The organism is Bremerella alba (genome assembly GCF_013618625.1).
In the GTDB taxonomy this organism is placed as follows: domain Bacteria; phylum Planctomycetota; class Planctomycetia; order Pirellulales; family Pirellulaceae; genus Bremerella; species Bremerella alba.
On the sequence record NZ_JABRWO010000009.1, the window covers coordinates 282,708 to 298,674 of the forward strand.

Below are 15,967 nucleotides of genomic sequence, written 5' to 3' on the forward strand. Positions count from 1 at the left end.
AACAAATGCTTCTGCTAGGTCTACTATTGTTGGTCATCGCTGCGGGCATTGGCTGCCAGGAGAAAGACGATACCTACCATACCGGCCCGCGTGATAACGACCCTGCCGCGCGAACCGACGTGAAGCTGGCCCTCAATTGGTTTCCTGAAGCCGAGCATGGGGGTTTCTATGCGGCGAAGTTGAAAGGGTATTTCGCTGAGGAAGGGCTCAATGTCGAGATCCTCCCCGGCGGACCAGGCTCTCCGGTGATTCAACAAGTGGCTCGCGGTACCATCGAATTTGGGGTTGCCACGGCCGATCAAATTCCGCTCGGTCGCGCTCAGGGAGCCAACGTCGTTGCCACGTTTGCGGCCATCGATCAAAGCCCTCGCTGCTTTCTCGTGCATCAAGAGTCAGGCATCGAGACGTTGGAAGAACTTAAAGACGTGACACTGGCAATGAACAGCGGTCGGGCATTTTCGGAGTATCTCAAAAAGCATGTTCCTTTGGAAAATGTGCGGATCGTACCCTACGACGGCAGCATCGCCGCGTTCCTGCGCGATCAAAAATTTGCCCAGCAAGGCTACGTGTTCAGCGAACCGTTTCTGGCCAAGCAGCAAGGGGCCAACGTGCGGGTGCTTCCGATTCGAGAGATCGGTTACAACCCTTACGCCAGTCTTTTGTTTACCTCGGACAAGCTCAAAGGCGAGCATCCAGAGCTAGTTGCCAAGATGACGCGAGCTTGCCGCAAGGGATGGCAAGACTATCTAAGCGAGCCTCTGGAAACCAACAAGCATCTGCAATCGCTTAATCCCGAGCTCACCCCTGGTGTGCTAGAGTTCGGCGTCAAGGCGATCGTCCCTTTGACCACGGTCGAGCAAGAACGCTTCGGGCAGATGCAACTCGATCGCTGGAAAACGCTCGTCGAGCAACTGGTCGAGATAGGGCTTATCGAGAAAGACGTTGTGAAACCTGAAGACTGTTTTTTCGAGGCATCATGAGCGACTCACTTTCTGAAGAGACTTGTTGGATGTTTTTGGTTCGGCACGGAGCGACCGACTTCAATTTGAAAAAGCCGACCGTCCTGCAAGGCAACGGAATCAATGGACCGCTCGCGGCGATCGGTCGAGAGCAGGCGTCGTTGACGGGGAAGTTTCTCAGCTCGTATGCGTTCGATACGGTCTATGCCAGCCCGATGGTGCGGGCCATGGAGACGGCCGAGCGAATTGTGCCAGACCAACCAATTGTGCCGGTGCCGGAGATCGTCGAGGCCGACGTCGGGCGTTGGCTGGGACGCGATTGGCAGGACATCCAAAACGCCGAGCCGGAAGCTTATCGGTTACACCTGGAAGACCCGTCGATTCATCCTTACCCCGAAGGAGAATCGGCCACGGATGTTGCCCGGCGAACGGTGCCAGCGCTGACCAAGATCCTGCAAGAGAATCTAGGGAAACGCGTTCTTGTGGTCGCGCATAACATTGTCATTCGCGTGATGGTGGCTCACCTTTATCAGATTCCGTTGAAGCAAATGCGAACGATTCGACAAGATAACTGTTGCGTGAATCTTATTCGATATCAGCAGGAAAAAGGGGAACTGGTTACCTGCAATTCTTCGTTTCATTTGCGCGCACTGAATCAATAATCAGCGTACGGGTCTGCCGGAATTTTCGCGACCAGTTCTCGCAGACGTTCTTCGAGTTCGGCCTGGCCGTCGACGATCTGGGCTTCGATGGTCAGGGCCCAGAGCGGCTTATCCATGAAGCGATCGAGACCGATCTTGACCAGGTCTTTGTGCGTGCAAACGACCGCGTCGACTTCGTTATGCTCGGTGGTCCAATGCTCTAGAGCGTGGATGTCTTCACGCTGGTAAGCGTGATGGTCGTCGAATTCCCGTAGCTCGACCACGTCGATCCCGGCATCGTTCAGCGTGTGGCGAAATCCACTCGGGTTGCCAATCCCGCAAAACGCCAGGACCTTCTTGCCTTGGAGTTGCTCAATGGTTTGCGACTTTCCGCTGTCGTTCAGCAGGCGGCTAGGCTGATGACGCATCTCGACCAGGACCGCATCGTGATCGAGCTTGACGATGCGCTCCCAGATCGCGGCGCGGTCCTGCTCGCTGACCATGTCGCCGCGCGTGAGCACGATTACATCGGCCCGGCCCAAGCTTTGGACTGGCTCGCGGAGGGTGCCGCGTGGGAACAGATAGTCGTAACCGAACGGCTCGGTGGCGTCGATCAAGACGATATCGAGATCGCGGGCAATGCGTCGATGTTGGAAAGCGTCGTCCAGCAAAAGTACCTGGGCGGCGAGTTCCTCGGCCGCAACCTGGGCGGCGGCGACACGATCGGGGTTTTGCAGGTGCGGAACGTCCGGTAGAAGTTGTTCGAGTTCCTTTGCCTCGTCGTTCTGGGCGCCTTGCTCGGCCCCGTAGCCGCGGCTGATGAGCGTTACGCGGATGTCTTGCTCTCGAAACCAACGTGCCAGCCAGGCGACCATGGGGGTCTTGCCGGTACCGCCGAGGGTCAGGTTGCCAACGCTGATCACCGGTACGTCGACCCGTTCGCCGGATTTCACTTTGGTATCGAATTGTCGATTACGAATGCCCACGCCTACGCCGTAAAACAACGAGGTCACCCACATCAGCCCGCGCAGCATGGACGTGCCGATTCCTTTTTGGCGGCCGCTGACAATCGCTTTGAAATCTCGGGCAGTGAGCATCGGTTTGTTCTACTGGGCTAGTTTATCTAAAGCGAAAGGGACAAAACCGTGCGGCTTGTCCCTTTCGAATCGTTGCGTTGAACTGAGTTGGCTTAGCCTTTCAGTTTGGCACAAATGGCGTCGGCCATTTCCTGCGTGCCAACGGCGGTCGGATCGTCTCGGTTAGGCTTCAAGTCGTAGGTGACGTCCTTGCCTTCGGCGATGACATCGGCCACGGCTTGTTCCAGACGCTTGGCAGCATCCGTTTCGCCCATGTGCTGAAGCATCAGCATGCCCGAGAGAATGAGGGCCGTCGGGTTGACCTTGTTCTGGCCCTTGTACTTTGGAGCCGAACCATGGGTCGCTTCGAAAACGGCGCCTTCGGGGCCGATATTCGCACCGGGGGCAACACCCAGGCCACCGACGATGCCGGCACCCAGGTCGCTGAGGATGTCACCGTACAGGTTAGGCAGCACGATCACATCGTACAGTTCCGGCTTTTGCACCAGCTGCATGCACATGTTGTCGACGATGCGTTCTTCAAACTCGATGTCCGGATAGTCCTTGGCGACTTCCGTGGCCGTGGCCAGGTACAAGCCGTCCGAGTACTTCATGATGTTGGCTTTGTGGACAGCCGTGACCTTCTTGCGGCCGTTCTTTTGGGCGTACTCAAACGCACAGCGAACGATACGCTCGGTACCGCTAACGCTCATAGGCTTGATCGAGACACCAGTCTCTTCGGCACCGGTCTTGATCTTACGATCCGAAGGCAGGCCGTTGATGAATTCGATCAGTTGGGCCGTTTCTGGCTTGCCTTTCTCGAACTCGACACCGGCGTAAAGGTCTTCGGTGTTTTCACGAACGATGACGATATCGACGCCTAGCTCGCTGAAGTAACTGCGAACGCCGGGGTACCACTTGCAAGGGCGAATGCAAGCGAACAGGCCCAGTTCCTGACGCAGGTAAACATTGATGCTGCGGAAGCCGGTACCCACGGGCGTGGTGATCGGGGCCTTCAACGCACACTTGGTGCGGCGGACGCTTTCAATGGTCGAATCGGGGATGGGCGTTCCGACACGTTCCATTACGTCGATGCCGGCTTCCTGAACGTCCCAGTTGATTTCGACGCCGGTCGCGTCCACACACTTGCGGGCAGCTTCTGCCAATTCGGGACCGGTACCGTCGCCGGTAATGAGAGTGACTTCGTAGGCCATGAGGTTTTCCTGGCAGCTGAGGGATATCGTAATATTGATAAGCAAACTAAGGCGAATTAAACACCTTGGGTGAAAGAGCCCAAAATAACAGACCAGCCGCCGGTGGTAAAGCTAGTCACGGGACTTCACAAAGGTTGTGGGTGAAACGAGTTTGGGAGCTTACTTCGTCGAAATCCGCGCAGCGGCCGCACCTGGGAGGCACTGCAACCCTCCGGTCCTCACTCTACCGTACCCGGGGGAGTGGGGACCGGAGAAGGAGGCGACCGATACTAACCAGGGTTAGAGGACCCTACGAGAAAAGGCTACGCAGGCGAGGCCGCGTAGCCTTTGGGGAGACTCAGATTGTCTATAGAAGCGAATTATTTCCCGATGCAGTACAGCGCCTTGTTCGTGCGATGGTAGATCTTGTTATCGACAAACGCTGGGCTGGCGTTGGCGATGGAGTCGTCCTCTTTGAACTCGTTGATCGTGATCAGCTTGTACTCTGGCTTGGCATCGAGCACGTAGGTGCCGTTTTCGCGGGTGACGTAGTATAGCTTGCCGCCAGCGACCACAGGCGAGGCGTAGATCAGTTTCGGGCGGGGTTCCATGCGTTCCTGGTAAACGACTTCGCCGGTCGTTGCATCGGCACAATAAGCGATCCCTTTGCTTTCGCTGACCCAATACAAATGCCCATCGTGATAGGTCGGGGAAGAAACGTTGGAGCCTTTGTCGAGTTCCCACACCAGGTGGCTGTCGGTCACGTCGCCGCTGCCGCCGGTGCGAATGGCGATCGTCGTATTCTTGCGGGCCCCCATCGCGATGACCAGATCGCCCACGGGAATGACGCTGGGGCAGATATAGTCGTCGATTCCCTTCGAGTGCCACAGTTCTGTACCGGTGGCTGGATCGAGGGCTCGGACGGCACCTTCTTCGCTGTAGATCAATTCTTCGCGTCCGTTGGCGGTGACCAGGATGGGCGTGTTCCACGAACGCTTGACCCCTTCGTGCTTCCAGACTTCTTCGCCGGTCTTCTTGTTCAGCCCGACGATCGCGTTGCCTTCGACGCCAGCGTTCAGGATGACCAGGTCTTGATACAGTACCGGCGAGTTGGCCGTGCCGAACGCGTGGGTCTTGTCACCCAGGCTGACCGTCCAGCGATGGGTGCCATCGAGATCGTAGGCAGCGGCGCCGGTGGTGCCGTAGTAAACGTAAACGCCGGTGTCGTCGACGATGGGCGTGCTGGAAGCAAAGCCGTGCAAGGCCACGAACCCGCTGAAATCTTTGGTGTGCTCGGCGTCGGCGGGAATCTCTTTGTTCCAGAGGATGTTGCCGTTTTTACGATCGACGCAGACGAGATTTCGTTTCAGGTTGGCCTTGTCGCCGGGGTCTTCTTCATCGAGACCATAGCCGGTGTAGCAAGTCACGTAGATACGATCGTTGTAAACGACCGGGCTCGAAGCGCCTGGGCCGGGCATGTCGGTCTTCCAGGCGATGTTTTCGGTGTCGTTCCACTGGGTGGGAACCGAGTCGACACTGGCGATCCCGGCTTGGGATGGCCCACGGAAGCGAGGCCAGTTGTCAGCTTGCAGCGAAAGCGTCATGGCGACGACTGCGAGCACGGAAAGAAGCATGGCGAAGTTACGAGACATCGACCGAATCCTTTAAGGGCAGGGGAGCTTAAATTTCCACAGGCTATGAGGTACCGCGATTATAGCGCCTTACGGGGTAAGTCAAAACCTACGCAACGCGATGTTTGCTTCACCTAATGTTAAAATGATTGTGGTCGGCCAGTGATCGGGCTATGCTGACTCGGCACAAACAGGTTAGTAACTTTCGGAGAGCTCGCTATGGGTTTTTCCTTTCGTAAGTCGTACACGTTCGGTCCATTGCGAGTTAATCTCAGCAAGTCGGGGGTCGGGTTTTCGTTCGGCGTCACCGGTCTGCGGGCCGGGTATAGCGCGAATGGGCGAAAATATGTTTCGGCAAGCGTGCCTGGCACCGGAGCACGGTACTATAAGTCGACCAAATCGCTTTCCGGTTTGTGGAACCAATGGTTCGGCGGCGATGAAGAGGCCGAAGAATCGCCGAAAAAGAAGCCTGCGAAGAAACTGAAAAAGAAAGAATCGTTCTGGTAAAGGCAAACCACAATGAAAGCCAAGTTCATACGCATCTTCCGCACGTCCAGTTCCGAACGCTTCCTGCTGCACGATGATGGAAGCGAAGAAATGGGCATGATCGACCTCCACTTCCTGGCCGATGGTACGGTGGCCGGAAACTTGTTTCTGGTCGCATCGAAAGTGACCGATGAAGGGGGCATCCGAGCGCTGCTCGAACTGATCGACGAACAACTGGTACCGGCCGCCAGCATGGAAGACGCGAATCTTTCGTTTACCGTCACTCAAGGGGAACTGGTGGGGACGTTTTCTAGCGCGGAAGAGTAAGTGGGGTTTGCCACAGAAGACACTGAGAACGCCAAGGGAAGATATTTGGCGTGCCACTGCTGGACGAGCCAGCAGTGGCACCCTTTTGAATTCTCCTCCCGTCGGTGCTCTCTGTGAGCTCTGTGGCTAAATATCCTTGCATCTGTCTTTCTAAACCGTTCAACTAGACGTTGCGCGGATTCGTGGAACTATCCGTTTCCCCCCACTGTATGCCCAAAGAGGAGATGCTCATGCGACGCCTGTCGTTGGTTGCTGCCGCTAGTTGCTGTTTAATGCTGTGTGCCGGCGTGGTTCATGCGATTGATTTGCCAGGGTTTTCCGTTGGTGAAGTCAATTTGAAGTCGGCTGGCCCCCTTTCGTTTGCTCCAGACAATGTGCTGATTGTTGGCGATCCGAAGGCCGCCACCGTCTATGCGATTCAAGTCGATAAGTCGGCTGCCAAATCGCCGACTGAATTGGAGATGCCGATTCCTGATGGGATTGAAGTCGCCGATCTGGTTGTGAGCCCTGACACGGGCGTGATTTACCTGTCGGTGACCGAGAACGGCAAGCCCAACATCGTACGCGTCGAAGGTGGCAAGCTGGTGCCGGTTGCTTTGGACAAAGTCAAGCGAGCCGTTGCCGAGTTGGCGAACGCTCCGGAAGACAAGGTCGTGGGCGAAGGTCGTCGTCGTGGTAATCCTCGTGAAGAGTCGATCACCGACATTGCTTACGTCGACAACCAGGTGATTGTTACGGGCCGAACTACCGGCGATGCTTCAGCTGCCGTGCATTCGATTGCCTATCCATTCCAAGAGCAAGGCAGCGCCATGCCGATTGAAATCTATCATGCGGCTCATGGTCGTTATGAAGACGACGCCGTGCCCCGGGTTTTTGTTCCGTTTACCATCGATGGCAAGCCGCATCTTCTGGCCGGTTTTACCTGCACGCCGCTGGTGAAGTTTCCGCTGGGTGAAATTGCCAAGGCGAAGCAGGCTTACCGTGGAACAACGGTTGCTGAACTGGGAAACCGGAATCGTCCTCTGGACATGGTTGTGTACGAAAAGAATGGTCAGCAGTACCTGTTGATGACCAACAGTGCTCGAGGCGTGATGAAGGTTAGCACCGAAGACATCGAACGCGAAGAAGGCCTGACCGCCCCGGTTAAGGGGGGTGGCACTGCCGGACAGGATTTCGAGTCAATCGACTGGGAAGGGGTCGTGCAGTTGGACAAGCTGAACGACAAGATGGCCGTCATCATCACTCAGGCCGAAGGTCAGCCGGCTGTCCTGAAGACGGTTGCCCTACCGTAAGGGAATTGCTTTCCTGTTAATTCACATAAAAAAGCCTCGCATCGTCTGATGTGAGGCTTTTTTGTTGTATGGGTTGTGTTGACGCTTCGCCTGACCAATTGACGGCTTGCGCGGCAAGAGTATCGATCATTCCGCGATAAAACTCCCGACTTACGTGAATTTCTGAGGAGAATCGACGTTTTTTGGGTCGGAGCGTGGACATTGCTTCGCATTCGGCCTCATATTTAAGGTGCCAGCGATGTCGCGCCGACTAGCGACCTTTTCAACTACCATGCTTCAGGACAACTTGAGAAATGAAACGAACCATCGGCTTTCTATGTGCAGCGCTCTTGCTCATTTCGGTACCATGTATCGCGCTGGGTCAGGTATCGCCGCAAACACTGGACGCGATTTCCACGCCGGAACAACTCACAACGCCCATCGGCCCGCTTGATTTTCACGATGGGACGCCCAGTGAAGAGACCGCACAAAAGGCAATTGACACGGTCACGTTTGCTCGTGCGTTGAACGTGTATAACAACAGTTTTCGCGGTTCGTCGGCGCTGGGATTGGTCAAAGGCTTTCAGAGCATCGGAGCTGAAAGTGGCGACATTATCATCTTTGAAGAGTTGATGGATTCCAATTCGCTGTTTCTGACGGCGAACGCCGATACGGTTTATTACCTGGGATGGATCGACCTTTCCAAAGGCCCGGTCGTTATCGACCAACCTTCAGGTGGCCTCGGGGCGATCAACGACATGTGGTTTCAATGGGTCATCGATATGGGGCGTCCCGGCCCTGATCGTGGGCTGGGCGGAAAGTACTTGATCGTGGGGCCAGACTACGACGGTACGCTGCCGCAAGGTGGCTACTTCGTGGCGCACGCGAAGACAAACACGGTGCTGTATGCTTTGCGGGCCTTCATTGTCGATGGCAAAGATCCTAAGCCGACGGTCGAAAACATCAAACAAAACTTGAAGATCTATCCCTACGTGCCAGGCAGCTTTGGTTCGCCCATTGCAGAGGCCCTAGAAGGAAAGATCCGACTTGCCGGAGAGCCGAAGATCCCGGATACCAAGTTCATCAATGGTAGTGGGAAGTCTTTCAACACGATTCCTCCGGCCGATTTCGGTTTCTACGAGATGATCAATGAAAACGTGCAGAACCAGCCGGCGACCAGCTACGACGTCGAACTTGCTGGTCAACTGGCCGCGATCGGTATCGTGCATGGAAAGGAATTCAATCCTGACGAGAAGATGAAGAAGATCCTGGCCGATGCGGCCTCGGTCGGTCAGGCCTACGGTCGTACGCTGCAGTGGTACTTCAAAAAAACCAATCCAGAGTGGGCTTACTACGAAGGATCGAACTGGGGCAATATGCTCTTTGAAGGTGGGGCCCTTTTTGAAACGCCACCGCCAGCCTACGAAGATGGCATGTTCAAGCCCTATCCAGCTACCGGGGCACGAACGCTCAACTCGCGTACGGCATTCTACTTTGCTTACACGCTCGACTCGCCTGGCATGATCATGCGAATCCCAGGCGTGGGCTCGCAGTATCTGATGAGTTTCCTCGATGCCAACAGCAAGCCGTTCGATGGAGCGAAAACCTACAAAGTCGACTTGCCGAAGGGGATCCCGGCCGCCGCGTTCTGGTCGTTCACGGTTTACGACAACCAGACGCGGTCCATGTTGAAGACGCCGCAACGATACCCTCGTGCCGGTAGCCAAAGCTATCCGACGCCTGCCGCGGTCGCCAACGAAGATGGCTCGACCACCATCTACTTCAGTCCTGAAAAGCCAGAAGGAATCGAGCAGGGGAACTGGGTCCAGACCGATCCAGAGAAGGGTTGGTTTACGATCCTGCGTCTTTACAGTCCGCTGCCATCGTTCTTCGATAAATCTTGGCAGCCAAGCGAAATTGAGTTGGCCAACTAAGCCAACCAATGCCTAAAGAATTTTCGTGCCTAGTCGAAACGCCCGCATCTTGGTGATGTGGGCGTTTTTTTGTCGGCCGCCAGTTGTGGGTGTGCCAATTTTGTCGCCAGTCTTGACTGGTAAGGTATTTCTTACGTAATGTGGTGCCATGGTTAGAACTCCTAATTCCGAGCCGGACGTTTTTGGTGCTCTCAGTCATCCTGCACGTCGCCAGATGTTGGAAGTGCTCGCCGAGGCGGACTATTCGGTTAATGAGATCGCCGGACATTTCGCGATGAGCCGACCAGCTGTTTCACAGCACTTGGCTATTTTGAAAGATGCCGGCCTGGTCACCGACCGTCGCGAAGGACGGTGCATCTACTACCGGATGGAACCCCTGGGGCTCAAGCCGGTAATTGATTGGGTTTCGCATTACCGAGCGTTCTGGCCGAAGCATATCGAGCAACTGGAAAACTTGTTGGACAAGATGGACGAATGAACCCGGACGACCAGACTCCCAAGTCTCAGACGGAAACGCTGTTATTCGTTTTCGATTTGAAGCACCCACCTGAGAAAGTGTGGCGAGCACTAACCGATCCAGAGCTACTAGCCCAGTGGCTGTTGCCGGTGGTTGATTTAAGGCCTGTACCAGGCCAGGCCTTCATCTTTAAGGCACCGCCACAACCCGGCTGGGACGGCATGGTTCATTGTCGACTGCTTGAAGCTGAGCTCCATCAAAAGATCAGTTACACGTGGACTGTCGGTGAAATGGACACGGTCGTCACGTTCACGCTTTCGCAGACCGAATCTGGAACGCATGTGACGCTTATGCATGCTGGCTTTAAACCAGACCAAAAGAAGAACTTCGGTGGTGCCCGATATGGCTGGCAACTGATGGGCGAGAAGCTAATTGAACTGCTGCGTTCGGTTGCCTAGTTGAGTGGTTGAAGCTGTTTGCTGTTCTTAATAATTGTCTTGAGGTAGATCAATGATGAATATTTTTTTGTGGATTCTTCAGGGACTTCTCGCGCTGCATACGATGATCGGAGCGATATGGAAGTTCTCTCATACCGCGGAGCAAACGATGCCATCGCTCCGGGCGATACCCAACAGTGTTTGGTTGGGAATGAGTGTGCTCGAGATCGTATGTGCGGTCGCGCTAATGGTTCCAGCGTTTAGCAAATCATGGGGAATCTTTGCCGTGATCGCCCTGGCGGGGATAGCTGCAGAAATGCTGCTTTTTACTTCGCTACACTTTGCTTCCGGCGACTCTACGCTGGGGCCGGTCATTTACTGGGGTATCGTGTTTGGCTTGTGCGTCTTTATCGCCTACGGCCGGTTGGTTCTGCAACCATTTTGATCGTCATCGATTGATTCGTGCTAGCATCGCCAATCCATTCGTTCCGGTTATAGCGAATTCCCCGGAGCGCCGGGGATGGAACCCGCGCAATCTGAGCCAACTGGCTCAGAGATGCTTCTGTGGGCGTCGATACGACTACTGAATGATTTTCTGAGAAATCAATCGGACGCCCGTTCTCTCGATGCACCGGAGGCATCATGTCGAAGACTTTCCCCGCGAGTCTCCTAGCGACGACGTTTTTGTTTTTTGCCAGTAGCGCCGCCGTCGGGCAGCAGGTTGCTTTTCCAGAATCGGCTTTCGGTCAAGAGACAAGCACCCCGGGTCAACAGTACCAGGCGGCCGTCGATCAGGTTTCGTACTACGACGATTGCGGTATGAGTTGCGGCGACGTTGCCCCGAGCTGCGGCGATTGTTGTGCAGCGACTGCACATGATAGCCTGTGGTGCCGCGACAAATTCGCCGGCGATGCAGGTGGACATCGAAGTTGTCTGGCCGCAAGTGGAATTACCGTCGAAGGTGCTTTCACGCAGTTTTATCAGGGCCCATCCAGTGGCGGCAACAAGGAGGTCTTTCGCTATGGCGCAAAGCTCGATCTGTTCGTCAACATGGACACCGGCAAGCTCGGCCTCTGGGAAGGTGGGCAATTGACCATGCACGCCGTTGACTGGCAGCTTGGCCAGAACGCGATTCTCGACGCGACCGGGCTTGCTCCGGTGAACAACGCGATGCTGCTACCCAAGTTGGGCGAACCAGCGTTTGCGATGACCAGTTTGCAATACACCCAGGCAGTTGGCGGAGGCTATCTAGTCACCGGCGGTCGCATCAATATGCTCGACCTGTGGGCCACGTTCTATCCGGAATACGGTCGCGGTATCGATGGCTTTATGAACTTGTCGATGATGGTTCCCATGAATGTCACGCCAGGCCTTCCCCTGGTGACCAATGGGGCTGGGATCATTAAAGCGGGCGAACGCGGCGTGGAAGCCGCACTGTTGGTCTTCGAGAGCCAGCAAAGCCCGACGACTGTTGGGCTCGATTTCCCTAATGGCGTGACAATTATTGGTGCGGCCAGGAAGTACACCGACTTCATGTGCCAGCCTGGCTCGCATACGCTGCTAGGGATTTATTCGACCGGGGAATACACCTCGTTTGATACCTCCGGCTGGGCTGTCGTGCCCGGCAACGGTGTTGTGCCAGCGGTGAAGCAAGGAACGTGGACGGCCATGTATCTCGGCCAGCAGCAGCTGTGGGCAGATGCCTGTAACCCTAAGCGTAAAACGAGCTTGTTTGGCTACATCGGATTCTCCGATCCCGATAACACTCCTTTTCAGTTCACGTCCAGCATTTCGATCGAAAAGTTTGGCCCCTTCGCTTGCCGCGAGAACGACCGAGCCGGTATCGGGTACTTCTACAACGGGCTGAACTCCGACTTCCAGGACACGGTTAGTATTGTCGCACCTATCGGCGACCTGCACGGCGGCGAAGTCTACTACAACGCCGAGATCGTCCCCTGGTTCCACCTGACCACCGATGTCCAGGTAATTAAGCCAGGTCTGATTGCCAATGACACGGCGGTTGTGTTGGGACTACGCGGCGAACTGGAGTTCTAATCTCATAGGACCCTGCGTGTCGCGGGTCGCCGAGCGTGTAGCAGCGGATACGACCCGCGACACGCAGGCTCTACTTTCCCTTTTGATGGACTACAAAAAAAGCCCCGCATCAAGTTGATGCGGGGCTTTTTATTATTGGTTTGCAACAGCCAGGAAAGGCTTAGCTTTCGTCGCTCGATTCGCCACCTTCGCCACCGCTGCCGGCACCGACTGCTTCTTCGGGTTCGGGTTGCTGGAGCGAGCCTTTGAAGTCCAAGCGGGTGAGCTTGCCTTCGTCGTTGGCAATGGCGTCGACCGTTATGGTGTCCATGCCTTGGAACTCGCCTTTGAGGAGCTCTTCGGACAATGGATCTTCGATCGAGTTTTCAATCGCACGGCGTAGTGGTCGGGCACCAAAGTCTTGGGCCTTATCCGACTGATTGCTGCGTTTGATAATCAGCTCTTTCGCGGAGTCGGTCAGGACGAGGTCGTAACCACGTTCCTGAAGACGTTCGCGAACCTTGGACAGTTCCAGGTCGATGACCTGTTTCAGATCTTCCTTGGTCAGGTGATGGAAGATGATGACCTGGTCCAGGCGGTTGATGAATTCAGGACGGAAAACCTTGCCGATTTCTTCTTCAACGCGTCCCTTCATGCTTTCGTATTCGGCACCTTCTTCGGGTGATTGGAAACCGAAAGCCGATTCGTTCTTAATCGCGCCGGCACCTGCATTGGTGGTCATGATCAAGATCACGTTCCGGAAGTCGACGTTACGACCGAAGCTGTCGGTCAGGCGGCCTTCTTCCATCACTTGCAAGAGCATGTTGAAGATGTCCGGGTGTGCCTTTTCGATTTCATCGAGCAGCACGACCGCGTAAGGACGACGGCGAATCTTTTCGGTCAGCTGGCCCCCTTCTTCGTAACCGACGTATCCCGGAGGGGCACCAATCAGACGACTGACGTTGTGCTTCTCCATGTATTCGGACATGTCGATTTGAATCAACGCGTCGGCGTCACCGAACATGAATTCAGCGAGTGCCTTGGCGAGCAAGGTCTTACCGACACCGGTGGGTCCAGCGAAAACGAACGTCCCGGTCGGACGCTTCGGATCCTTCAGGCCACTGCGGCTACGGCGAACAGCTTTGGAGATCGCCTTGATGGCGTCGTCCTGGCTGATGACCTTCTTGTGCAGAACGTCTTCCATCTGCATCAGACGCATGCTGTCTTCAGTCGACATACGAGTCAGCGGAATGCCGGTCATCTTGCTGACCACTTCGGCAATCACTTCTTCGTCGACGACACCGTCTTTCTGGCGGCTCTTGGCTTGCCATTCTTTGACGATGTCTTCCTTCTTTTTCTTCAGCTTGTCGGCCTGATCACGCAGAGAAGCAGCCTTCTCAAAGTCTTGATCGGCGACAGCTTGTTCTTTCTTGCGGTTCAAGGTTTCGACTTCTTCGTCGATTTCCTTGAGATCTGGCGGACGAGTCATCACGCGAAGCCGCACGCGGGCACCCGATTCGTCGATCACGTCGATCGCCTTATCTGGCAGGCAGCGTCCGGTGATGTAACGATCCGAAAATTCAGCCGCCGCGACGATGGCGTCGTCGGTAATCTGAACGTTATGGTGTTCTTCGTACCGATCACGCAGACCCTTGAGGATCTCGACGGTTTCATCCTTCGAGGCCGGATCGACCTGAATTTCCTGGAAACGTCGAGCGAGGGCACTGTCCTTCTCGATGTACTTGCGGTACTCGTCGAGCGTGGTGGCACCGATACATTGAATTTCTCCACGGGCCAGTGCTGGCTTGAGCACGTTGGCTGCGTCGATAGCGCCTTCCGCACCACCAGCACCCACCAGGGTGTGAAGCTCGTCAATGAAGAGGATCGTGTTCTTGGCACGACGAACTTCGTTCATCACGGCCTTGATCCGCTCTTCAAACTGACCACGGTACTTGGTACCAGCGACCATCATGGCCAAGTCGAGCACGACGATACGTTTTTCGGCCAGCAGTTCCGGTACGTCGCCATCGATGACGCGTTGTGCGAAACCTTCGACGATGGCCGTCTTGCCGACGCCAGCTTCACCCAGCAGAACCGGGTTGTTTTTGGTACGGCGGCAAAGAACCTGAATGGCTCGTTCGATTTCACGCTGGCGACCGATCACAGGGTCGAGCTTGCCTTGCTTGGCAAGTTCGGTCAGGTCGCGACCGAAGCTATCTAGAGCAGGCGTCTTGCTTTTGCTGCCTTTGCCGGGGTTACCGCCAGCTTCGGCAGTTCCGCCAGGCTCGCCGCGACCTTCGCGGCTGCTGTCGCCTTCCATGCCGTGGCCGAGAAGGTTGAGGACTTCTTCGCGAACGTCTTCCAGCTTCAGACCCAAGTTCATGAGAACCTGGGCGGCGACGCCTTCTTGTTCTCGCAGAAGACCCAGCAGGATATGCTCGGTGCCTACGTAGTTATGGTTTAAGTTGCGAGCCTCTTCCATCGAATACTCGATGACTTTCTTGGCTCTAGGCGTTTGCGGCAGCTTGCCCATGGTCACCATATCGGGACCAGATTGGACGAGCTTTTCGACTTCAAGCCGAATCTTCCGCAGGTCGACTTCCAACGTCTTTAAAACGTTGGCAGCCACGCCGCTACCTTCTTTGATTAAGCCCAGAAGGATGTGCTCGGTGCCGATATATTCGTGGTTGAACCGCTGGGCTTCTTGGTTGGCCAGCTGCATCACCTTGCGGGCACGATCTGTAAATCGTTCGTACATGGTCATCCGTCCTCATTTCGAGTTGGCGACTGCATCAACTACTGTCGTTCCAACTCTATGTTGTCTCACAATTACGCGGCTTCCGGTAGGCTGGGTTCGCCTGTCTCCGCGTTTTGTTCACCCAAGTTGTCTGTCGAAGTTTTGGATGCTTCGACGCGGGCTTCCGTTTCCCCCTCTTCTCGATCATTAAGAAGCTGCTTCTCGCGGTGAATTTCAAACCACCAGCGTCGGCTAGCATCGAGACGCTCTAATTTTTCGAGTGTCCCTCGCGCTTCGTCATATTGCTTCGTATGCCGCTTGAGCGTCGCCAATAATAGGAGCGCATCTGCGTCGTCCGGCTCGCGCCGTAGAAGCCTTAGTAATACTGCCTCGGCTTGGTACCATTGACCTTTTAAATAGGCAGTTTGGGCGCTTTGGTAGAGCTGGTCGATGGTGGCATCGATGGCATCCCAACTACCCGAGGTAATTCGGAAACCCATCCACCCTGCGTTAATCAGCCAGAAGCCAAGGACGAAATACCAGAGTCCACTACGAACCCAGACGTTACCTAGCTCTGGCCAAACTCCTTTGGATACCAGCGCCGCATTCAACAGCAACGTGAATCCTAGAGCCCAAACCAGTCCAGTCCAGCGCCCGCGTACCCAAAGCTCGCTGAGCCCCGGCCACAGGCAGGTAATCCATGGCGTTGATAGCATCCTTACTATTCCGTAATGTGCGGTAGGCAGCTTTGAATTCACTCCCTAATCCGCTAGGAAACGCCGAG

15 protein-coding genes are annotated in these 15,967 nt (G+C 55.4%); 10 read left to right on the forward strand and 5 right to left on the reverse strand.

Annotated features, from left to right (window positions below):
* The first annotated feature begins 5 nt into the window (after positions 1 to 5).
* Together HOV93_RS16760 and HOV93_RS16765 are read left to right on the forward strand one after the other, a co-directional pair.
* Complete coding sequence (locus tag HOV93_RS16760) at positions 6 to 980, forward strand: ABC transporter substrate-binding protein (protein WP_235990560.1); 975 nt, start codon at positions 6 to 8, stop codon at positions 978 to 980.
* Positions 977 to 1,621 carry a histidine phosphatase family protein gene (locus HOV93_RS16765; protein WP_207397674.1) on the forward strand — a complete coding sequence of 215 codons (645 nt, stop codon included), beginning with the start codon at positions 977 to 979 and terminating at the stop codon, positions 1,619 to 1,621. The genes HOV93_RS16760 and HOV93_RS16765 overlap by 4 nt, the downstream gene beginning before the upstream one ends.
* On the opposite strand, the gene lpxK is transcribed toward HOV93_RS16765, so the two are convergent.
* From lpxK to HOV93_RS16780, 3 genes are all read right to left on the reverse strand, one after another.
* Positions 1,615 to 2,697 carry a tetraacyldisaccharide 4'-kinase gene (lpxK, locus tag HOV93_RS16770; RefSeq protein ID WP_207397675.1) on the reverse strand — a complete coding sequence of 361 codons (1,083 nt, stop codon included), beginning with the start codon at positions 2,695 to 2,697 and terminating at the stop codon, positions 1,615 to 1,617. The two genes, HOV93_RS16765 and lpxK, sit on opposite strands and share 7 nt — an antisense overlap.
* A 92-nt stretch (positions 2,698 to 2,789) precedes the next feature.
* On the reverse strand, positions 2,790 to 3,890 hold the full coding sequence (locus HOV93_RS16775) for an isocitrate/isopropylmalate dehydrogenase family protein (RefSeq protein WP_207397676.1): 1,101 nt from the start codon (positions 3,888 to 3,890) through the stop codon (positions 2,790 to 2,792).
* 359 nt (positions 3,891 to 4,249) lie between these two features.
* Entirely contained in the window at positions 4,250 to 5,521 is a 1,272-nt protein-coding gene (locus HOV93_RS16780; RefSeq protein WP_207397677.1) for an outer membrane protein assembly factor BamB family protein, read from the reverse strand.
* Positions 5,522 to 5,719: 198 nt separating this feature from the next.
* Here HOV93_RS16780 and HOV93_RS16785 point away from each other — a divergent pair, with 198 nt between their 5' ends.
* The 8 genes from HOV93_RS16785 (at position 5,720) to HOV93_RS16820 (ending at position 12,467) form a co-directional block, all read left to right on the forward strand.
* Positions 5,720 to 6,007, forward strand: coding sequence for a DUF4236 domain-containing protein (locus tag HOV93_RS16785; RefSeq protein ID WP_207397678.1), 288 nt, complete (start codon positions 5,720 to 5,722; stop codon positions 6,005 to 6,007).
* Positions 6,008 to 6,019: 12 nt separating this feature from the next.
* Positions 6,020 to 6,313: a hypothetical protein gene (locus HOV93_RS16790; protein WP_207397679.1), complete on the forward strand. Its 294-nt coding sequence runs from the start codon at positions 6,020 to 6,022 to the stop codon at positions 6,311 to 6,313.
* Positions 6,314 to 6,543: 230 nt separating this feature from the next.
* The gene (locus HOV93_RS16795) at positions 6,544 to 7,605 is read left to right on the forward strand and encodes a hypothetical protein (protein ID WP_207397680.1); all 1,062 of its coding nucleotides are present in this window, start codon (positions 6,544 to 6,546) and stop codon (positions 7,603 to 7,605) included.
* A 293-nt stretch (positions 7,606 to 7,898) separates the two neighbouring features.
* Complete coding sequence (locus HOV93_RS16800) at positions 7,899 to 9,518, forward strand: DUF1254 domain-containing protein (protein WP_207397681.1); 1,620 nt, start codon at positions 7,899 to 7,901, stop codon at positions 9,516 to 9,518.
* A 148-nt stretch (positions 9,519 to 9,666) separates the two neighbouring features.
* Entirely contained in the window at positions 9,667 to 9,996 is a 330-nt protein-coding gene (locus HOV93_RS16805) for an ArsR/SmtB family transcription factor (protein WP_207397682.1), read from the forward strand.
* A complete protein-coding gene (locus HOV93_RS16810) occupies positions 9,993 to 10,433 on the forward strand; it encodes an SRPBCC family protein (RefSeq protein WP_207397683.1) in 441 nt (146 codons plus the stop codon). Before HOV93_RS16805 ends, HOV93_RS16810 begins: the two co-directional genes overlap by 4 nt.
* 52 nt (positions 10,434 to 10,485) lie before the next feature.
* Positions 10,486 to 10,857 (forward strand): DoxX family protein, encoded by a 372-nt coding sequence (locus tag HOV93_RS16815; protein WP_207397684.1) that lies wholly within the window; start codon positions 10,486 to 10,488, stop codon positions 10,855 to 10,857.
* A 197-nt stretch (positions 10,858 to 11,054) separates the two neighbouring features.
* On the forward strand, positions 11,055 to 12,467 hold the full coding sequence (locus HOV93_RS16820) for a carbohydrate porin (RefSeq protein WP_207397685.1): 1,413 nt from the start codon (positions 11,055 to 11,057) through the stop codon (positions 12,465 to 12,467).
* Positions 12,468 to 12,627: 160 nt separating this feature from the next.
* On the opposite strand, the gene HOV93_RS16825 is transcribed toward HOV93_RS16820, so the two are convergent.
* Both HOV93_RS16825 and HOV93_RS16830 read right to left on the reverse strand, forming a co-directional pair.
* On the reverse strand, positions 12,628 to 15,204 hold the full coding sequence (locus tag HOV93_RS16825) for an ATP-dependent Clp protease ATP-binding subunit (RefSeq protein WP_207397686.1): 2,577 nt from the start codon (positions 15,202 to 15,204) through the stop codon (positions 12,628 to 12,630).
* Between the two features lie 71 nt (positions 15,205 to 15,275).
* Positions 15,276 to 15,899 carry a tetratricopeptide repeat protein gene (locus tag HOV93_RS16830; protein WP_207397687.1) on the reverse strand — a complete coding sequence of 208 codons (624 nt, stop codon included), beginning with the start codon at positions 15,897 to 15,899 and terminating at the stop codon, positions 15,276 to 15,278.
* Between the last annotated feature and the right edge of the window lie 68 nt (positions 15,900 to 15,967).

Coding starts and splice junctions, on each gene's coding strand:
- HOV93_RS16800 (WP_207397681.1), top strand. CDS start 7,899: ATGAAACGAACCATCGGCTTTCTATGTGCAGCGCTCTTGCTCATTTCG.
- HOV93_RS16810 (WP_207397683.1), top strand. CDS start 9,993: ATGAACCCGGACGACCAGACTCCCAAGTCTCAGACGGAAACGCTGTTA.
- HOV93_RS16805 (WP_207397682.1), top strand. CDS start 9,667: ATGGTTAGAACTCCTAATTCCGAGCCGGACGTTTTTGGTGCTCTCAGT.
- HOV93_RS16785 (WP_207397678.1), top strand. CDS start 5,720: ATGGGTTTTTCCTTTCGTAAGTCGTACACGTTCGGTCCATTGCGAGTT.
- HOV93_RS16795 (WP_207397680.1), top strand. CDS start 6,544: ATGCGACGCCTGTCGTTGGTTGCTGCCGCTAGTTGCTGTTTAATGCTG.
- HOV93_RS16820 (WP_207397685.1), top strand. CDS start 11,055: ATGTCGAAGACTTTCCCCGCGAGTCTCCTAGCGACGACGTTTTTGTTT.
- HOV93_RS16775 (WP_207397676.1), bottom strand. CDS start 3,890: ATGGCCTACGAAGTCACTCTCATTACCGGCGACGGTACCGGTCCCGAA.
- HOV93_RS16760 (WP_235990560.1), top strand. CDS start 6: ATGCTTCTGCTAGGTCTACTATTGTTGGTCATCGCTGCGGGCATTGGC.
- HOV93_RS16780 (WP_207397677.1), bottom strand. CDS start 5,521: ATGTCTCGTAACTTCGCCATGCTTCTTTCCGTGCTCGCAGTCGTCGCC.
- HOV93_RS16830 (WP_207397687.1), bottom strand. CDS start 15,899: ATGCTATCAACGCCATGGATTACCTGCCTGTGGCCGGGGCTCAGCGAG.
- HOV93_RS16815 (WP_207397684.1), top strand. CDS start 10,486: ATGATGAATATTTTTTTGTGGATTCTTCAGGGACTTCTCGCGCTGCAT.
- HOV93_RS16790 (WP_207397679.1), top strand. CDS start 6,020: ATGAAAGCCAAGTTCATACGCATCTTCCGCACGTCCAGTTCCGAACGC.
- HOV93_RS16825 (WP_207397686.1), bottom strand. CDS start 15,204: ATGTACGAACGATTTACAGATCGTGCCCGCAAGGTGATGCAGCTGGCC.
- lpxK (WP_207397675.1), bottom strand. CDS start 2,697: ATGCTCACTGCCCGAGATTTCAAAGCGATTGTCAGCGGCCGCCAAAAA.
- HOV93_RS16765 (WP_207397674.1), top strand. CDS start 977: ATGAGCGACTCACTTTCTGAAGAGACTTGTTGGATGTTTTTGGTTCGG.